This window comes from Nonomuraea sp. NPDC047529, assembly GCF_040642995.1.
Taxonomy (GTDB): domain Bacteria; phylum Actinomycetota; class Actinomycetes; order Streptosporangiales; family Streptosporangiaceae; genus Nonomuraea.
Genome location: NZ_JBEYTJ010000045.1, coordinates 1 through 20,518, shown reverse-complemented (window position 1 = coordinate 20,518; position 20,518 = coordinate 1). Strand labels below are relative to the sequence as shown.

At 73.9% G+C, this 20,518-nt stretch carries 7 protein-coding genes; all 7 read left to right on the top strand.

Translation table 11 applies throughout. The annotated features are described in order from the left end of the window. The first annotated feature begins 796 nt into the window (after positions 1–796). Positions 797–2,257 carry a thioesterase domain-containing protein gene (locus tag ABZ815_RS44045; protein ID WP_357707639.1) on the top strand — a complete coding sequence of 487 codons (1,461 nt, stop codon included), beginning with the start codon at positions 797–799 and terminating at the stop codon, positions 2,255–2,257. Further along, the gene (locus tag ABZ815_RS44040) at positions 2,254–6,864 is read left to right on the top strand and encodes an amino acid adenylation domain-containing protein (protein WP_357707638.1); all 4,611 of its coding nucleotides are present in this window, start codon (positions 2,254–2,256) and stop codon (positions 6,862–6,864) included. The genes ABZ815_RS44045 and ABZ815_RS44040 overlap by 4 nt, the downstream gene beginning before the upstream one ends. Beyond that, a complete protein-coding gene (locus ABZ815_RS44035) occupies positions 6,861–12,260 on the top strand; it encodes an SDR family NAD(P)-dependent oxidoreductase (RefSeq protein ID WP_357707637.1) in 5,400 nt (1,799 codons plus the stop codon). The genes ABZ815_RS44040 and ABZ815_RS44035 overlap by 4 nt, the downstream gene beginning before the upstream one ends. Next, positions 12,257–12,448, top strand: coding sequence for an MbtH family NRPS accessory protein (locus tag ABZ815_RS44030; protein WP_357707636.1), 192 nt, complete (start codon positions 12,257–12,259; stop codon positions 12,446–12,448). Before ABZ815_RS44035 ends, ABZ815_RS44030 begins: the two co-directional genes overlap by 4 nt. Then, positions 12,441–15,581, top strand: a complete 3,141-nt coding sequence (locus ABZ815_RS44025) for an amino acid adenylation domain-containing protein (protein WP_357707635.1) — start codon at positions 12,441–12,443, stop codon at positions 15,579–15,581. The genes ABZ815_RS44030 and ABZ815_RS44025 overlap by 8 nt, the downstream gene beginning before the upstream one ends. Further along, complete coding sequence (locus ABZ815_RS44020) at positions 15,578–18,706, top strand: amino acid adenylation domain-containing protein (RefSeq protein ID WP_357707634.1); 3,129 nt, start codon at positions 15,578–15,580, stop codon at positions 18,704–18,706. The genes ABZ815_RS44025 and ABZ815_RS44020 overlap by 4 nt, the downstream gene beginning before the upstream one ends. Next, the coding region (locus tag ABZ815_RS44015) for a condensation domain-containing protein (protein WP_357707632.1) at positions 18,699–20,518 on the top strand (1,820 nt) is incomplete at its 3' end. The genes ABZ815_RS44020 and ABZ815_RS44015, both read left to right, overlap by 8 nt.

Sequence of the window (20,518 nt, the reverse complement as noted above, 5' to 3'; positions counted from 1 at the left end):
GAAGTAACACGAGTAGTTCAAGTAGTTCGTGCTGCGGAACGGATGATCACGGTAAGTCGGATTTGCCGTCCGACACCGTCGCCCGGGCCATTCCTTCAGTCGGAATGGATGACCCGACACCCTGGACCACCCGTCCCACCAGGGCTTTCGCGGCGTCCCGCCGCAGGACTGCGCCTGTTCGCCGTCCTCGCACTCGCGCCGACGAATAAGTGATCGGCCGTGTTTCGTCGAATCCGTCAAAACGATGAGCGCCGCCGGAATGGGGGGCGCCCCACCCTCACGGCCTCCGTCGTCGTCCGGACGCGGGACGGCGGCTGTCAGGAGGGCGCAAGGCCGGCTGTCAGCCGGATCGCCGCAGATCTGACCCTTATACCGAATCGGTCTCGACTCAATCCGTCAATAGGGACAGACACCCCTGCCGATCGGATGACCGAAACCCTGATTACGGGCATTCCATAGAGGGACAAGATCATCACGCAGAGTGGCAAAACCCCAGCATGCGCGGGGCGACGGAGATCATCCGCCCAGCGGGAGCGCCCTACCGGCCGCCGGCGGCCCCGCAGGTGACGGGTTTTTTCGATGCCCGAAACCAGGCTTCCAACGTTGGTTTAAATTTCATCCCTTGACTGACTTTCGGACAAAATAATAGGAATGGCGTGGCCTCAGCCGAGAGCCGCCCCTCGCCAGGCCGAACCCTGACGAGCGGCCCATACTTCCTGCTGCCCGCGTGACGACCTCGCCCGGAGCAGTGGACCTGCCGGGGGGGTGACTTCGCGTGGCGATGCCGGATGAACACATGCCGTCCGAGACACCGTTCGCCTCGCTGACGCGATACCCGCCCGGCGCCCGGACCCTCTTCTGCCTCCCCTACGCCGGTGGGGACGTCACCGCCTTCTGGGCGTGGCGGCAGGCGTTCGACGGCGTCCTCGACGTGCGGGTGGCGATGCTCCCCGGACGTGAGGGCCGGATCGCCGAACCCGGAGCCCTCTCCCCCGAGCTGATCGCCCGGTCCATCGCCGCCCACCAGCGCACGTCGTACTCGATCTACGGGCACAGCATGGGCGGCCGGGTCGCCTTCGAGGTGGTCCGCGAGCTGCGGCGGCTCGGCGTACGGGCGCCCGAATGCCTCTACGTCGGCGCCGCGCACCCGCCGGAGCGCCAGGAGACGCTGGGACGGTGGACGGGCCTGGGCGACGAGGACCTCCTCGACGAGGTGATCGCCCGGCTGGGCGCGCCCGCGGAGTTACGGACGCAGCCCGAGATCAAGGCCCTGCTCCTCCCCGCCCTGCGGACGGACATGGAGTGGCTGCGCCGCTACCGCTTCACCCGGCAGGAGCCCCTCGACGTCCCCATCGTCGCCTTCGCCGGCGCGCACGACCAAGAGGTCACCCACCCCACCATGCTCGGCTGGGCCCGCCACACCTCCTCGACCTTCCGCCTGCACACGCTCGACGCCGCCCACCTCTTCCTCGCCACGCACGGCGACCAGGTGGCGCGGACGATCGCGGCGGCCCCCCGGCCGAGCGTGACCGCGGACGAGGTGCACGTGTGGCTGGCCGACCTGGACGAGCTGCCCGAGATGTGCGCGGCCGTGGACGAGCTGTCGCCGCGGGAGGCGGCACGGGCGGCCAGGTTCCGGCAGGAGGACCACCGGCGCGGGTTCGTCGGCGGGTCGGTGCTGCTGCGGCGGCTGCTCGCGGAGTACGGGGTCGAGCCGGGCGTCGCGCCCGCCCGGTCCGGCGGCGTGCCGTACGCCGGGACCGAGCTCGCCTACAGCCTCAGCCGATCGGGCGGCCTGGTGCTGGTCGCGCTGACGGCGGGCCGCGAGGTGGGCGCCGACCTGGAGCGCTTCCGCCCGCCGGCCGACGAGCAGGCGTTCTTCGAGCGGGTGCTGGACGAGCGGGAGCGCGACGAGTACGCCGCGCTGCCCGAGGAACTGCGGTTGCACAGCGCGCTGCGCACCTGGACGGCCAAGGAGGCGCTGCTGAAGGCGATCGGTGACGGGCCGCGGGTGGATCCGGCGCTGTTCGGGTTCGCCGGGCAGCGTCCGGGCGCGACCTGGGTGCCCGAGGCGGCCCCAGAGGCCGCGCATACGGCGGAGTGGCAGGCGGAACGGCTGGCAGAGTGGCGGGTGACGCACCTGCCGCTGGGTCGGGCGCTCGCCGCGATCGCCGTCCGCGCGCCGCGCTTCCTGCTGCGTTTCGAGACGGTACGGCAAGGCCGGCTGGTACGGCCGGGTGTGGAGGCCGCAGGATGACACTCCTCAGCAGTCTGATCACGGCTCAGGCCGCGAGGACTCCGGACGCCCCGGCGGTCCGGCAGTGGGAGAACGTGCTCACCTACGCCGAGCTGGTCGAGCGGGCGTGGGCGCTGGCGGGACGGCTCCGCGAGCTCGGCGTCGGGCCGGAGGCGCGGGTGGGACTGTGCACCCGCCGTACACCGCTGATGCCGGTGGCGTTGCTGGCCATCCATCTGGCGGGCGGCGCGTACGTGCCGCTGGATCCCGGGCATCCGCGGCAACGGCTGGACGAGGTGCTGGAGGACGCCGGGATCGCGGTGGTCGTCGTGGACGAGCGCGGCCAGGAGCTCCTGGACGGCTGCGCCGCCGCGCTCGTGCACGCCTTCCAGCCGGGGCCGGCGGAGCGGCGGGACGGCGACGCCGTGGCGGGCAACGCGGCGTGGGTGATCTACACCTCCGGTTCCACCGGACGGCCCAAGGGCGTGGTCGTGAGCCACGCCAACGCGGTCTTCTTCGTCACCTCGACCGTCGCGCACTTCGGCCTGGACGCGAGCTGCAGCTCGATGGCCTTCTCCGCGCTGGGCTTCGACGCCTCGATCATGGACATGGTGCTCCCGCTGACCATCGGCGGCTGCGTGCAGCTGGTGCCGGACGAGGACCGCGTCGACCCGGCCCGGTTGCAGCACTTCCTGGAGGAGCACGACGTCACCTGGGGGTACCTCCCGCCCGCGCTGCTCCCGTTGGTGGACCCGAGCCGCCTGCCGTACCTGAGGGACGTGGTGACGGCGGGCGAGCCGCCCCCGCCCGAGCAGGTGGCGCGGTGGTCGGCGCACACGCGTTTCCACAACCTGTACGGCCCGACCGAGCTGACCGTCGTCGTCGTGGGCGGCGAGTTCCACGGCGTGTGGGAGCGGCCGCTGCCGATCGGCCGGCCGCTGCGCGGCTGCCGGGCCTACATCGTCGACGAGGACATGAACCCGTGCCCGCCGGGCGTCCCCGGCGAGCTGCTCATCGGCGGCCCGCAGGTCAGCCGCGGGTACCTGGGCCGTCCCGGGCTGACGGCCGAGCGGTTCGTGCCCGACCCGTTCTCGGACGAGCCGGGAGCGCGGCTGTACCGGACCGGCGATCACGTGGCGTGGCAGGAGGACGGCCAGATCGCGTTCATGGGCCGCCTGGACCGCCAGGTGAAGGTCCAGGGGCAGCGCGTGGAGATCGGTGAGGTGGAGACGACGCTGCGCGCGCATCCGCGGGTGCGGCAGGCGGTGGTGGACTTCGCGGGCGAGCTGGTCGCCTACGTGACGCCCGAGGACGCGCCCGACCTGGCCGAGCTGCGCGAGGACCTGGCGGTGCGGCTGCCGCCGTACATGCTGCCGACCAAGCTGGTACGGCTGGCCCTCCTCCCGCTGAACGCCTCGGGCAAGGTCGACCTCGCCGTCCTGCGGGCGGGGTCCCGGCGGGAGCAGGGGACGGGGACCGGGCTGGCCGGGATCTGGGCGCGGGTGCTGGAGGCGCCCGTCCCGGACGACGAGGACGACTTCTTCCAGCGCGGCGGCCACTCACTGCGGGCGATGCGCCTGGTGGCCGCGATACGCGCGGAGCTCGGCCGGGTCGTGTCGGTCCAGGACGTGTACGAGGGGAGGACCTACGGCGCGCTGCGCGCGCTCGTGGAGGGCGCGCGGCGGGCGACCACCGCCGCGCCGCCCACCGGGAGCCCGGCCGCCTTCTCCCCCGCCCAGCGCCGGATGTGGTTCGTCGAGCAACTGGCGCCCGAGTCGGCCGCGCACAACATCGCGATGGCCGAGCGGATCCGCGGCCCGCTGGACGTCGCCGCGCTCCGGCGCGCGCTGACCGCCGTCGTGGCGGCGCACGAGGCGTTGCGCTGGCGGGTGGGCTCGCGCGACGGCATCCCCGACGTGACGGTCGCGCCGCCGGATGAGGTGCCGCTGCCGGTGGACGACCTCTCCCCCGCCGACCTGGCCGCGGCGCTGCAGAAGGAGGCGCGGGAACGGTTCGACCTGGCCGCCGGGCCGCTGTTCCGGGCGCGGCTGATCCGGCTGGCGCCCGACGAGCACGTGCTCTGCCTGACCGCGCACCACCTGGTGTTCGACGGCTGGTCGCAGGACGTGCTCTACCGGGGCCTGTCCGCCGCCTACCGCGGCGAGCCGGTCGAGGTGAGCGAGCACACGTTCGCCGACTACGTGCGCTGGCTGCGCGGCAACGGCGACGCCGAGGCGCTGGGCTGGTGGCGGGAGCGCCTGCGCGACGCGCCGCTGGTGCTGGACCTGCCCAGGGACGCGGCCAGGCCGCCCGCGCAGACCTTCAACGGCGCCGCCTGCCAGGGCGAGCTGGACGCGGCACTGGCCGGCCGGGTGGCCGAGCTGGCTGCGCGGCTGGGCACCACGCCGTACGCGGTGCTGCTGGGCGCCTTCGGACGCCTGCTGGCCGGGCTGGCGGGACGTGACGACCTGGTGGTGGGGTCGGCCTACGCGGACCGGCCGCACGTCGCGTTCGAGTCGATGGTGGGGATGTGCGTGCAGGTCCTGCCGGTGCGGCTGCGCCCCCGGGGGGACTTCGCCGAGCAGGTGACGGCGTGCGCGGCCGAGCTGAACGCGGCGATCAGGCACCGGGACGTGCCGCTCGGGCAGCTCCTGGAGTCGCTGCGGCTGCCGCGCGACCTGAGCCGCAACCCGATCACTCAGGTCATGTTCAACATGTACAACTTCGCCCAGGCCCGGCTGGACCTGGCCGGTTGCGCGAGTGAGACGTTGCGCCCCGGGCTGCCGGGAGCGCTGTTCGACCTGACCATGTACGTCGGCGAGCAGCGCGGCGGTTACGCGCTGGAGCTGGTCTACAACCCCGACCTCTACACCGCCGAACGCATGGCGGCGCTGGTCGACGGCTATGTCGAGCTGCTCGACGAGCTGCTGACCGGACGGGCCGAACCCGACGCGCCCGACGAGGAGCTCCCGGCCTGGGACGGGCCGGGACTGCTGGAGCTCGTCGGCGACGCGTACGCGGGGGCACGGCGGCGGACCGAGGCGACGCTCAGGCGGGCGGGTGTCGGGCCGGGGTCCGTGGTGGCCGTCGTCGCCTCCCGGGTGCCCGAGCTGCCGGGGACCCTGCTCGGCGTGCTGGCGGCGGGCGCGCGGTGGGCGGTGATCGACTCGACGTATCCGCCTGCCGTGCAGGAGAGGCAGATCGCCGCCGCGGGAGCCCGGGCGGTGCTCCGGGACGGCGAGGTCGAGCTGCGCGAGGGCGGCGTCGAGGTGCCGGGGACCGGCTATCTGTCGATGACCTCGGGCACCACGGGCGATCCCAAGGCGGTCGTCACCGCCGACAGGCCGCTGGCCCACTTCGTCTCCTGGTACGTCCGCACCTTCGCCGTCGAGCCGCACGACCGGTTCGCGCTGCTGTCCGGGCCGGCCCACGATCCGGCGCTGCGCGACATGTTCGTCCCGGCCGCGGCGGGCGCCGAGTTGTTCGTGCCCGAGCAGGAGCTGGTGCGCGACCCGGGCAAGCTCGTCACCTGGCTGCGCGAGCACGCCATCACCGTCCTCCATCTGACGCCGCAGCTCGCGACGATGCTGGCGGACACCGGCGCCACGCTGCCCGACGTGCGGCTGGCCGGCGTGGGCGGCGACCTGTTCACCGGCGCCCAGGCGGCCCGGCTGCGCGCGCTCGTGCCCGGCGCCCGGCTCGTCGCCTTCTACGGCACGACCGAGACGCCACAGGCGCACGCCTGGCACGAGCTGACCGAGCCGTACCCGGAGATCGTGCCGATCGGGCGGCCCGTCGAGGGCAGCGAGATCATCGTGCTGGCGCCGGACGGCGGGCGGGCCGGGGTGGGCGAGCTCGGCGAGGTGGTCGTCCGCAGCCGCCACCTGGCCTCCGGCTACCTGGACCCGGCGCTGACCGGCCGGCGCTTCGCCGGTGACCGCTTCCACACCGGGGACCTCGGCCGGCGCAACCCCGACGGCACGGTCACCCCGGCGGGGCGCGGGGACGACCAGGTGAAGGTGCGCGGATTCCGGGTCGAGCTGGGCGAGGTGGAGGCCGCGCTGGCCGCCTGCCGGGACGTGCGCGCCGCCGCGGCCAGGGTCGAGGGCGGCACCCTCGTCGGCTACGTGGTGCCCGCCGGGCCGGGGGCGGCGGCGCACCGGATCTTGGAGGACCTGCGCCGCGCGCTGCCCGAGCACGCCGTCCCCACCGAGGTGGTGACGCTGCCCGCGCTGCCGCTGACGCCCAACGGCAAGGTGGACCGCGCCGCGCTGCGCGGGCGGCCGGTGGAGCAGCCGAAGGCCGTCGGCGGCCTCGACGGCCCCACGCAGAAGACGGTCGCCCAGGTGTGGCGCGCCGTGCTGGGCGTGCCACGGCTGGGCCCCGACGACAACTTCTTCGAGATCGGCGGCCATTCGCTGGCCGTGGCGGCCGTGCAGGCACGGCTGAAGGCGGCGACCGGCCGCGAGATCCCGATCACGGAGCTGTTCAGGCATCCCACCATCCGGACGCTCGCCGCCCACCTCGACGGCGCGGGCGGCAGTCCGGGACTGGACCGGGCGGCACGCCGCCTGGCTTCACGACGAGACAGGTTGAGGAACCGTAACGAGAAGGGGATTGCCCCATGACGGACGAGCCCACGGCCGAGCCGATCGCGATCATCGGCCTGTCGTGCCGGGTTCCGGGAGCGGGTGACGCGCAGCAGTTCTGGCGCAACCTCGCCGACGGCGTCGAGTCGCTGACCACGTACACCCTGGAGGAGCAACGGGCGCTGGGCACGGCGGAGAGCCTGCTGGCCGACCCGAACTTCGTGCCGGCCGCCATGGCGCTGGACGACTACGAGGGTTTCGACGCGGCGTTCTTCGGCATGTCGATCAGGGAGGCCGAGGTCCGCGATCCGCAACATCGGCTGTTCCTGGAGCTGTCGCACACGGCGTTGGAGGACGCGGGCTACGACCCGTTCCGCTACCCGGGCGAGATCGGGGTCTACGCCGGCACCGGGACGGACACGTACCAGTGGCGGAACATCCGCAGCAACTCCCAGGCCCACAAGAACGCCGGCTGGCTGGCGGTCATGGTGGGCAACCACGTCGACTACTGCGCGACGCTCACCTCCTACAAGCTCGACCTGCGCGGCCCCAGCTACACCGTGCACACGGCGTGCTCGACCGCGCTGGTGGCCTTCCACATCGCGTGCGAGGCGCTGCGCAACGGCGAATGTGACATGGCGCTGGCCGGCGCGGCCATGCTGGACCTCCCGCAGGGCGAGGGGTACATCTACGACCAGGACGGCATCGTCTCCCCCGACGGGCACACCCGCTCCTTCGACGCCGACGCCGGCGGCACGACCTGGGGCAGCGGCGGCGGCGTCCTCGTGCTGAAGCGGCTGTCGGAGGCGATCGAGGACCGCGACAACATCCGCGCGGTGGTCCTGGGCAACGCGATCAACAACGACGGCGCGGGCAAGGTCGGCTTCTCCGCGCCCAGCCTGGACGGCCAGGCCGCGGTCATCGCGCAGGCGCTGGGCGTCGGCGGCGTGGACCCGCGGACGGTGACCTACGTCGAGGCGCACGGCACCGGCACGGCGCTCGGCGACCCGATCGAGGTGGCCGCGCTGTCCAGCGTGTTCGCCCAGCACACGAGCGACACCCAGTGGTGCGGCATCGGCTCGGTCAAGAGCAACATCGGCCACCTCGGCCAGTCGGCCGGCGTGCCCAGCCTGATCAAGGCGGTGCTGTCGCTGGAGAACAAGCTGATCCCGCCGACGTTGCACTTCAAGAGCCCCAACCCGAAGATCGACTTCCCGGCGAGCCCGTTCTACGTCGTCTCCTCGCCGACGAAGTGGGAGCGCGAGGACTTCCCGCGCCGCGCGGGGGTCAGCTCGTTCGGCATCGGCGGCACGAACGCGCACGCCGTGCTGGAGGAGGCGCCGCCGCGTCCGCCGCTGCCCCGCGAGCGGCCCGCACACCTGCTGAAGCTCTCGGCCAGGACGGAGTCGGCGCTGGCCGCGGCGCGGGAACGGCTGGCCGCGCACCTGGCCGCGCACCCCGAGACGGACCTGGCCGACGCGGCCTTCACCCTGCGCGTGGGCCGCCGGGAGCTCAAGCACCGGGCCACGGTCGTCGCCACCTCACCGGGCGACGCGGTGGCCGCGCTGTCCGACCCCAAGCGGATCGTCACCGGCGCCAAGCCGAAGCGCCCCGCGCAGGTGGCCTTCCTCTTCTCCGGTCAGGGCTCCCAGTACGGCGGCATGGCCGCCGAGCTGTACCGGAACGAGCCGATCTTCCGCGAGGCGGTCGACGAGTGCGCGGCCGTCCTGGACGTGCGCGAGCAGATCTTCGCCACCGGCGAGGAGGCCGACGAGGCGCTGCGGCAGACCTCGCTCACCCAGCCCGCCCTGTTCACCGTCGAGTACGCGCTGGCCAGGCTCTGGCTGTCGCTGGGCGTCGAGCCCGCCGCGATGATCGGCCACAGCATCGGCGAGTACGCGGCGGCCACCATCGCCGGCGTCTTCACGCTGCCCGACGCGTTGCGGCTGGTCGCGGCGCGCGGCCGGCTGATCCAGGCCCTGCCGCCCGGCTCCATGCTGGCCGTGCAGCTCATGCCCGACGAGATCGCGCCGATGCTGCCCGACGACGTCTCCGTGGCCACCGTCAACGGCCCCGGCACCTGCGTCGTGTCCGGCCCGTCGGAGTCGATCAGGGAACTGGCCGAGATGCTGGAGGAGGAGGGCATCGGCTGCACGCCGCTGCGCACCTCGCACGCCTTCCACTCGGCGATGATGGAGCCGATGCTGCGCGAGTTCCGCGAACTGGTCGCGGCAGCCGGGCCGGCCGCGCCGAGCCTGCCGTTCCTGTCCAACGTGACCGGCACCTGGATCACCGCCGCCGAGGCCACCGACCCGTCCTACTGGGCCAGGCACGTGCGCGAGCCCGTCCGTTTCGGCGACTGCGTCTCGACGCTCCTGGCCGACGGCGAATGGATCATGATCGAGTGCGGGCCGGGACGGCAGTTGTCCGGCCTGGCGAGCACCCAGCTGGCCACCGGTGCGATCGCCCCGTTGCCGTCGCTGCCCGGCCCGCGCGACCGGGCCGGTGACGTCGCGGTCTTCTCGCAGGCCGTGGGCGCGCTCTGGGTCCACGGCATCGAGCTGAACGACTTCGGCGCCCCCGGCTTCCGCGTCTCGCTGCCGGGTTACCCGTGGGAGCGGCAGCGTGCCTGGATCGACCCCGATCCGCAGGGCGCCTTCACCGGTGGCGTGGCCGCCCCGCGGCAGGCCGACGGGCCGCTGCCGCCCGAGCGGTGGTACGGCGTCCCCGTCTGGCACCAGGCGCCCGTCCGTCCGGCGGCGGCGTCGCCGATCGCCCGCTGCCTGGCCTTCGTGGACGAGGACTCGGCCGCGCTGGCCGACGCGCTGCGTGCCTCGGGGGCCGAGGTGCTGGAGGTGCGGCCGGGCACCGCGTTCGGCGCCTCCGACGGAGGTTTCACGGTGCGGCCGGCCGTCCGGGAGGACTACGACGCGCTGCTCGAAGCGATCGGCGACATCCCCGAGCGGATCGTGCACGCCTGGGCCCTCACGGGCGGCGACGAGACGTGGGCCGCACAGGACCGCGGCTTCTTCGGCGTCCTGGGGCTCGTGCAGGCGCTGTCGGCGGCCCAGCCTCCGGGCGGGGTGCAGCTCGACCTGGTGACCGCGGGCACGATGGACGTCGTCGGCGCCGACCTGACCAGGCCGGAGCACGCGACGCTGGCCGCCTTCGCCCGGGTCGTCCCGCTGGAGACGCCGTGGCTGCGCGTCCGCCACATCGACGCGGCCGACGGGGACGCCGTGCGTGGTGTCGCGACCGAGCTGGGCCGCGCGGCGGAGCCCGGCGAGGCCGGCCTGCTGGCCCCCGTCGCCCTGCGCGGCGGGAAGCGGTGGCTGCTCGGGTACGAGCAGGTGGAGGTGGCGAGCGAGCCGGGCGAGCCGCGCGACGGCCAGGTGTACGTGATCACCGGCGGTCTGGGCGGCATCGGCGTCTCGCTGGCCGAGGACCTGGCGGCGCGGGCCCGCGTCAACCTCGTCCTGCTGTCCAGGACCGGCCTGCCCGCCGGCCCGCCGCGGTCGGCCCGCGAGGCGCGCGCCGCCGAGGCGATCCGCCGGATGGAGGCCGCCGGGGCACGGGTGCTGACCCTGGCCGCCGACGTGACCGATCCGGCGGACATGCGCCGGGTCAGGGACGAGACGCTCGCCGCCTTCGGCCGGGTGGACGTGCTGGTGCACGCGGCCGGCCTGCCCGGCGGCGGCATGGCCCAGGTCAAGGAGAGGGAGGCGGCCGAGGCCGTACTCCGTCCCAAGGTGCTCGGCACGCTGGCGCTCCAGGAGGCGTTCGGCGACCTGGAGCTGGAGGCCGTGGTGCTCTGCTCGTCGATCACCGCGGTGGCCGGCGGGTTCGGGCAGATCGACTACTGCGCGGCCAACAACTTCCTCGACGCGCACGCCCGCGCCGGACGAGGCTGGAACGCCGCCCAGATCGTCAGCGTGAACTGGGGCAGGTGGCTGGAAGTCGGCATGGCGGCGGAGACCGCGGCGCCCGCCGGATTCGTCGCGTTGCAGCGCGGCGACCGGATCAAGGCGATGGACCACCCGGTCCTCGACGCGCGGCACGCCGCGGACGCGGTCAACGGCCTCGACTGGTGCAGCGGCACGCTCTCGCCCGGCACGCACTGGGTGCTGGACGAGCACCGCATCGCCGACGTGCCCGTGCTGCCCGGCACCGGCCACGTCGAGCTGGCCAGGACGGCCACCGAGGTGGTGCTGCCCGGCAGCGGGCTCGTCGAGCTGCGGGACGTGGTGTTCGTCGAACCGTTGTCGGTCGCCGACGGCGCGACCGCCGAGGTACGGGTGATCTTCACCCCGGAGGCGGACGGCGCCGAGTTCCAGGTGCAGAGCATCATCGGCGGATCGCACCGCACCCATGCCAGAGGCACGGCGGCCAAGGTGAGCCCGCCGCCCGCCGACCGCGTGGACCTGCGCGCGATCATGGACCGCTGCGTGTCCTCGGCGGACGAGCAGGGCGGCGTCCCGCTGTCGGGCCTGCTCACGCTGGGCGGGCACTGGCACCGGACCCTGACCGCCACGCATGTCGGTCAGCAGGAGGCGCTCGGCCTGTTCGAGGCCAACGACGTGCTGATGGTCGACCTCGACCGCTGGGGGCTGCACCCGGCGCTGCTCGACGCCGCCACCACCTTCAGCTGGGTCGCGGTCGAGGGCCACTACCTGCCGCTCGGCTACGGCCGCATCACCGTGTTCGGGAGCCTGCCCGAGGCGTTCTGGAGCCATCTGCGCATCACCAGCACCGACACCGACGAGGTGCTGGTCGTGGACGTCACGCTGATCGCCCCCGACGGCACGGTGCTGGTGCAGATCTCCGACTACGTCCTGCGCAGGATCGACACCGAGGCCGTGGTGTCCGGGGTCGTCACCAGCGCCGACTCACAGCGCGCCGCTCCGGCGTCGGCCGCGGCCGACGACGAGGTCGGCATCAGGCCGGCCGAAGGGGCCCTCTCCCTGCGCAGGCTGCTCGCCGCACCGCTCGGCCCCCAGGTCGTGGTGGCGGCCAGCACGGTGGCCGAGCTCGTCGCCGGGGTCGGCTCGCTGACCCAGGAGACCGTCGAGACCGAGCTCGACCCGGCGGCGGTCGCCGACCGGCAGGACAAGGCGCCCGCCGAGGGCTACGTCGCCCCGCGCAACGACGCCGAGGCCACGATCGCCCGCCTGTGGGGCGAGGTGCTCGGCGGCGACCACATCGGCGTCGACGACGACTTCTTCGAGCTGGGCGGCAACTCGCTCATCGCGGTCCAGCTCATCGCCCTCATCCGCAAGGAGCTGGGGGTACGGCTGCCGATGCGCAACCTCTTCGAGGAGCCGACCGTGGCCGGGGTCGCAGCCCTGCTGGACGCCGCCACCGCCGCCACCCCCGAGCCCGCCGCCGCTGGGCCCGCCACCCAGACCATCCCCCGTCTCCCCCGGAGTTCCGCATGAGCGCAGACACCAAGGTCGTACTGAACGACGAGGAGCAGTACTCCATCTGGCCCGCCGACCGGGACAATCCCTCCGGCTGGCACGACGCCGGCTTCTCCGGCACCAAGGACGCCTGCCTGGACCACATCGAGCAGGTGTGGACCGACATGCGGCCGAAGAGCCTGCGAGAGGCCATGGACAGTGAGTGATGCCTTCCCCGCATCCTCCGGCCAGGAGCGGATGTGGTTCCTTTCGCGCTTCGAGCCCGATCTGGCCGTCTACAACATCGGCATGATCATGCCGATGGCGGCCAGGCAGCCGGTGGACCCCCGCCGGCTGGAGCGGGCGATCGATCTGGTCGTGCGGCGCCATGAGGCGCTGCGCACCACGTTCGAGTTCCGGGACGGGCAGGTGGTGCAGATCATCAGCCCCGGCGCGCCGCCCACGGCGCTGACGGAGACGGACCTGTCCCACCTCCCGCGGGCCGCCGCCGAGGCGGAGCTGGCCCGCCTGGCCAGGGCGGACGCGGTGCTGCCGTTCGACATGGAACGGGCGCCGCTGTACCGGGGCCGGCACGTCAAGCTGGCCGAGGACGATCTGCGGCTGGCCGTCGTCTTCGACCACACGATCTTCGACGGCGTCTCGTCCATGGTCTTCATGGACGAGGTGGAGGAGTGCTACGACGCGCTCGGCGAGGACAGGCCGCCGAAGCTGCCCGACCTGCCGATCCAGTTCGCCGACTTCGCCGTGTGGCAGCGCGGCCGGTTGTCCGGCGAGTTCCTGGAGACCGAGCTCGTGCACTGGCGCGAGCGGCTGGCCGGAGTGCCCGCCGACCTCGCCCTGCCGGGTGACCGGCCGCGGCCGGCCCGCCGTACCTACCGGGGCGGGATCCGGCTCGGCGCCTACTCCCCCGAGTTGTCGGCGAGCGTCGAGCGGCTGGCCAAGGACCTCAACGCCACGCTGTTCACGGTGATGCTCACCGCGTACGCCGCCGTGCTGTCGCGCTGGTCCGGCATCGACGACATCGTGGTGGGCACGCCGGTCGCCGGACGGCTGCTGCCCGAGACCGAGCCGGTCATCGGCATGTTCGTCAACGCGGTGCCGCTGCGCGTGGACCTGTCGGGCGCGCCCAGTTTCCGCGAGGCCGCCGGCCGCGTGCGGGCGACGGTCGCCGAGGCGCTGGACCATCAGGAGCTGCCGTTCGAGCGGCTCGTGGAGGACCTGCAACCGGCCCGGGACCTGAGCGTGCCGCCCATCTACCAGGTGATGTTCAACCTGGCCATCCGCACCAACGAAGGGCAGATCGCCAACGGCACCGCGAAGGTGGACATCCAGCTCGACGTCAACATGCGCGACGGGCTGCTGCACACCCGGCTGGAGTACGCCACCGACCTGTTCGATCCGGAGACGATCGAACGCTTCGAGGCGAACCTGCGGACGCTGGTCGAGTCGGCCATCGCCGACCCCGACCGGCCGGTCGACCGGCTCCCCGTGCTCACGGCGGACGAGCGCGGACGCGTGCTGGCCCTCGGGACCGGCGCGCCCCAGGCCGCGCCCGGAACCCTGCACGCGCTGGTCGAGGAGCGGGCCGCGGCGACCCCTGAGGCCTCCGCGGTGCTCTTCGGCGACGTCACGCTCACCTACGCCGAGCTCAACGGCCGCGCCAACCGGCTCGCCCGGCGGTTGCGGCACCTCGGCGTGGGACGCGGCGAGCCCGTCGCGGTCTGCGCGGAACGATCGCCCGAGCTGGTCGTCGCGCTGCTCGCCGTCCTCAAGGCGGGCGGGGCGTACGTGCCGCTGGATCCGGAGTACCCGCGGGACCGGCTGGAGTTCATGCTCGCCGACTGCGGCGCGCGGGTGCTGCTCACCCAGCGCCACGTGCCGTCCCCCGGGACGATCGAGACGGTGCTGCTGGAGGACGACCACGACCTCGACTCCGGCGATCTCGACCCGGTGACCGGACCGGACGACGCCGCCTACCTCATCTACACCTCGGGCTCGACCGGCCGGCCGAAGGCGGTGGTCAACACCCACCGCGGCATCGTCAACCGGCTCGCCTGGATGCAGGACGCGTTCGGCCTGACGGCCGGCGACGTGGTGATGCAGAAGACGCCGACCAGCTTCGACGTGTCGGTGTGGGAGTTCTTCTGGCCGCTGCTGCAGGGCGCCTGCCTCGTCCCGGTACGGCCGGGCGGCCACCGCGACCCCGCCCACCAGCGTGACCTGATCAAGCGGCACGCGGTGACCACGATGCACTTCGTGCCGTCGATGCTCGCCCTCTTCCTGGAGGAGGCGAACATCGAGTCGTGCACATCCCTGCGTCGCGTGGTGTGCAGCGGCGAGGAGCTGCCCCCCAGGATGGCGGCCCGCTTCTTCGAGCGGCTGCCCGGCGTGGAGCTGCACAACCTCTACGGCCCCACCGAGGCGGCCGTGGACGTCTCCTGGCATGCCTGCCGGCCGGGCGAGACGGTGATCCCCATCGGCCGTCCGATGCCCGGCTGCCGCCTGCACGTCCTCGACGAGCAGCTTGAGCCGATGCCCATCGGGGTGCCCGGTCAGCTGCACATCGGCGGCGTCCAGGTGGCCCGCGGCTACGCGGGACGGCCGGGGCTGACGGCCGAGCGCTTCGTCCCCGACCCGTACGGCGCGCCGGGCGCGCGCCTGTACGCCACCGGCGACCTGGCCAGGCTACGCGCCGACGGAGAGCTGGAGTTCCTCGGCCGCATCGACGACCAGGTGAAGGTGCACGGCTGGCGGGTCGAGCTGGGCGAGGTCGAGACGGCGCTGGCCGCCGACCCCCGGGTGCGCCGGGTCGTGGTCGCGCTGCGCGACGACGCGCCGGGCGGCCGCGGGCTGGTGGCCTACGTGGACTGGACGGGCGAGCCGAGCCGGCTGTCGCACGAGATGCGCACCGGACCGGCGCGCACGTTGCCGGCGGCGCTGGTGCCGCAGGCGTTCGTGCAGGTCACCGAGTTCCCCTCGGGGCCGAGCGGGAAGCTCGACCGCGCCGCGCTGCCGCCGCCCACCGGGCCCGGCCGCGGCGACCTCGGCACCACCTACGTCGCGCCGGAGACGCCGCTGGAGGAGGAGCTGTGCGCGCTCTGGGGCGAACTGCTGGGCCGTGACCGGGTGGGCGTCGAGGACGACTTCTTCGCCCTCGGCGGGCACTCGCTGCTGGCCGTCCTGCTGATCACCCGGTACCGGGAGGCGTACGGGATCGAGATGGACCTGCGGGTCTGCTTCGAGGTCACCACCGTGGCCGAGCACGCGCTGGCCGTACTGGAGCTCCAGCTCGGCGACGTCGAGCTGGACGATCTCCTGGCGGAGGACGCGGACGGATGAGCGAGGTGAGAGGGCGGCTGGCCCGCCTCAGCCCGGAACAGCGTGCGGCGCTGGAGCGCAGGCTCCAGCGGCAGCCGAAGGCCCGGCCCGCCGGCATCCCCGCGCGCAGCGACCCGGACGCGCCGGCGCCGCTCTCCTACGGGCAGGAGCGGCTGTGGTTCCTGCAGCGGCTCGACCCCGCCGACGCCTCCTACAACATGTACATGGTGCAGCGGCTGCGCGGCGCGTTGTCCGTCCCGGACCTGGCCGGGGCGCTGAACGCCGTCGCGGCCCGGCACCCGATGCTGCGGGCCCGCTTCCCCGCCGTGGAAGGCAGCCCGGTCCAGGTCGTCGAGCCGGCGCTGACGCTCGATCCGGTGCTGGTGGACCTCGCGGACCTGCCCGCGGCCGAACGGGAGGCGCGCGCCACGGCGATCGTGGCCGAGCTGACCAACACGCCGTTCGACCTGGCCACGGGCCCGCTGGTGCGGGTGCACCTGATCACGCTGTCGCCGACCGATCACGTGCTCTGCCTGGTCCTGCATCACCTGGTGGCCGACGGCTGGTCGCTCAAGCTCGTCTTCTCCGAGCTGGTCGCCTGCTACACCGGGAACGCGGCCGGGCTGGGCACCCCCGCGGTCGACTACCGCGACTTCGCGGCCTGGCAGCGTGGCCGCGAGCCGTCACAGGAGTCCCTGGACTACTGGCGCGCCCGGCTCGACGGCGTGCAGCCGCTCGACCTGCCCACGGATCGGCCGCGGCCGGCCGTCCGGGTGCCCAGCGGCGACTACTGCGCGCGCCGCATCGGCCCCGAGCTGACGGCCCGCCTGGAGCAGCTGGCCAGGGACGAGCGCGGCACGCTCTTCATGGTCCTGCTGGCCGCCTACCAGCTCCTGCTGGGCGCGCACTGCGGCACCGACGACCTCACGGTCGGCTCGGTCATCGCCGGGCGCGACCGTCCGGAGCTCCAGGACGTCGTCGGCTTCTTCCCCGAGACGCTCGTGCTGCGCGGCGACCTGTCCGGCGACCCGTCCTTCCGCACGCTGCTCGCGCGGACCAGGGCGACGGTCCTGGACGCGTTCGCGCACCAGGACATCCCCTTCGAACGCCTGCTCAACGACCTCGGCATCCGCCGCGACCTGAGCACGACGCCGCTGTTCCAGGCGATGTTCGTGATCCAGGACAAGGAGGCCGCCGCCCTGCCGCTGCCCGGCATCGAGGCGGAGATGTTCGACCCCGGGGCGACGCAGGCGAAGTTCGACCTGATGCTGGACGTCACCCAGTTCGACGGCTCCCTCTGGGCGATGTTGTCCTACGCCCGCGACCTGTTCGAGGAGGAGACCGCGACGCGGTTGCTGCGACGGTGGGAGCGGGTGCTGGAGACGGTCGCGGGCGACCCGGACGCGCCGCTGTCCGCGCTGCGCGCGGCCATGCTGCTGCCCGAGGACCGGCCGCCGGTCCTCGACACCGCGCAACCGCCCGCGCGCGACGTGCTCGACCTCTTCCAGGAGCGCGTACGGCTGGCGCCCGGCGCGCCGGCGGTGAGCCACGGCGCCCGCCGGGTCACCTACGCCGAGCTGGACGCCCTGGTCGCCGCGCTGGCCGGTCGCCTGTCCGCGGCCGGGGTCGGCCCGGACACGGTCGTGGGCCTGCGGGCCGCGCGCTCGGTGGAGCTGATCGCCGGGATGCTCGCCGTCGGCCGGGCGGGCGGCGCCTACCTGCCGCTCGACCCGGCCTACCCGCCGGAGCGGCTGCGCCGGATGGCGGCGGACGCGGGCGCGGCCCTGGTGCTGGACGAGGACGATCTCCGCGAGCCGGGGCGGCCACCCGCGCTCGACGTCGCGGTGCCGGGCTCGCTGGCCTACGTGATCTACACCTCGGGCTCGACCGGGCGTCCCAAGGGCGTGGAGGTGCCGCGCGAGGCGCTCGCGTCGCGGGTGAGCTGGATGCGGGACCACTACGAGCTCGGCCCGGGGGACCGCGTCCTGCAGTTCGCCTCGCCGAGCTTCGACACGCACGCCGAGGAGGTCTACCCGGCGCTGACCGCCGGCGCCGAGCTGGTCCTGTGCCCGGACGAGCCGCTGCCCGACTTCCTGAAGACCCCGGAGGGCTCCGCGCTCACCGTGCTGGACCTGCCGACGTCGTACTGGCAGGAACTGGTGGCCATGGGCGTCGAATGGCCGGCCGGTCTCCGGCTGCTCATCCTGGGCGCCGACCTGCTGCCCGGCCCGGTCCTGGCCACCTGGTACGAGTCGGGCCCCCCGGGCGTCCGCCTGGTCAACAGCTACGGCCCCACCGAGGCCACGATCATCGCCGCCACCGCCGACATGGACCCCGCCGAGGCGCTGCGCCGCCCGACCGTGGGCGTCGCCCTGCCCGGCACCACGCTCCAGGTGCTCGCGCCCGACGGGCTGCCCGTCCCGCCCGGTGTCGCGGGCGAGCTCCACATCGGCGGCGTCGGCCTGGCCCGCGGCTACCGGGGCGCGCCGGCCCTCACGGCCGAACGCTTCGTGCCCGGCCCTGACGGCTCACGCCTCTACCGCAGCGGCGACCGGGCCCGCTTCCGCCTGGACGGCAGGCTGGAGATCCTCGGCCGCCTGGACCGGCAGGTGAAGGTGCGCGGATACCGCGTGGAGCCGGGCGAGGTGGAGTCCGTGTTGCTCGCCCATCCGTCCGTGCGGCAGGCGACCGTGGTGGTCCGCGACGACCGGCTGGTCGCCTACGCCGTCCACGACGCCGGGGACGCCTTACGCGATCACCTGGCCGCCGAGCTTCCCCCGCACATGATGCCCAGCGCGATCGTCCCGCTCGACCGCATCCCGCTGACGCCCGGCGGCAAGGTCGACCGGGACGCCCTGCCCGACCCGGGCCGGCCGCGGGGCGCGGCGTACGAGCCGCCGGCCAGTGCGGCCGAGGAGCTCGTCTGCATGGTCTGGGCCGAGGTCCTGGGGCTGGAGCGGGTGGGCGCGCTGGACGACTTCTTCCAGCTCGGCGGCCACTCGCTGCTGGCCACCAGGACCACGGCCCGCCTCGCCGCGGCCACCGAGCTGGAGGTGCCGCTCAAGCTGGCCTTCACCCGTCCGACGCCGCGCCTGCTGGCCGCGGCCCTGGAGCACCTGGCCGAGGAGGCCGACGAACGTGGATGAGCGGCAGGCCCGCGTGCAGGCCCGCTTCCGCAAGGCGATCGCGGGCCTGGGCGCCGCGGAGCAGATCCCGCGACGGGCCGAGGGCAGCGATCCGCCGCTGTCGTTCGCGCAGGAGCGGCTGTGGTTCATGGAGCAGTTCGCCCCGGGGACGAGCGCCTACGTGCTGCCCGCGTCGGCCAGGCTCCGGGGCCCGCTCGACGCCGAACGGCTGCGGCGCTCGCTCGACGCCGTGGTGGCCCGGCACGAGAGCCTGCGCATGACCTTCCCGGCCGGCCCCGACGGGCGGCCGGAGGTGCGGGTGGCGGACCGGGTACGCGTCCCGCTGCGCGTCGTGGAGGTGACGACGGAGGCGGCGGCCAGGCAGGTGCTCAGCGCCGACGCCGCGCAGCCCTTCGACCTGGCGGACGGTCCGCTGCTGCGCGCCACCCTGGTACGGCTGGCGCCCGACGACCACGCGCTGCTGATCGCCGTCCATCACATCGTCGCCGACGGCTGGTCGGCCGACCTCGTCCTGCGCGAACTCCTGACGCCGCCGCAGAGCGGACCGCCGCTCGGTTTCGGCGACTACGCGCTGTGGCAGCGGGAGCGGCTGAGCGGCGACCGGCTGGCCGGTGACCTGGCGTTCTGGCGCGCCGAGCTGGACGGGTTGCAGGTGCTCGAACTGCCCCTGGACCGGCCGCGTCCGCCCCGGCAGGGCTTCCGGGGCGGCTGGCACGACCTGGAGCTGGACGTCGCGGAGTTCGGCGAGCTGTGCCGGGCCGAGGGCGCGACGCTCTACATGGGGCTGCTCGCCGCCTTCCAGGTGCTGCTGGCCCGCTGGTCCGGCATGACCGGCTTCGCGGTGGGGTCGCCGGTGGCCGGGCGGACCAGGCCGGAGTTCGAGGAGATGGTCGGGCTGTTCGTCAACCTGCTCCCGCTGCGGGCGCGGCTGACGGGCGATCCCGGGTTCGCCGAGCTGCTGCGCCGTACGCGGGACGGCGCGATCGACGTCTACGGCCACCAGGAGCTGCCCTTCGAGAAGCTGGTCGCCGAGCTGGACCCCGAACGCGACGTCAGCCGCCCGCCGCTGGTGCAGGTGCTGTTCGCGTTGCAGAGCTACCGCGACGGCGGCGAGGGCTTCGAGCCGGACAGCACGACCACCCGCTTCGACCTGGAGCTCTACGCCACCGAGCGTGGCGAGCGGGTGGAGGGGCGGTTCGTCTACAACGCCGAGCTGTTCCGGCCGGAGACGATCGAGCGGCTGGCCCGGCGGTTCGCCGCGCTCCTGCGTGCGGTGGTGGCGGCGCCCGACGTGCCGGTGGGACGCCTGGACATCCTGCCGGCCGAAGAGCGGGAGCAGCTCTCGCGGTGGAACGCCACTGCCCGCGAGCATCCCGGCGGGCTTCTGCACGAGCTGGTCTTCGAGCAGGCCGAGCGCACCCCGGACGCGACGGCGCTGGTCTTCGAGGGCGACCGGCTGACCTACCGTGAGCTGGCCGAGCGGGCCCGCGGAGTGGCGGCCGCGCTGGGTCCCCGGGTGGACCAGCCGGTCGGCGTCCGCATGGAACGCGGGCTCGACCTTCCCGTCGTGCTCCTCGGCGTGCTGGCGGCCGGCGGCGCCTACCTGCCGCTCGACCCGGGCCATCCGGCGGAGCGGACCCGCGGCATGCTGGCCGACGCGGGCGCCGACCTGGTGCTGACGGCGGCGGACGTGCGTACGGGCCCGGCGCCCGTCGTACGGGTGCGCGAGGACAACCTGGCCTACGTCATCTTCACCTCGGGCTCCACCGGACGGCCCAAGGGCGTCGGCGTCTCCCACCGGGCGATCGTCAA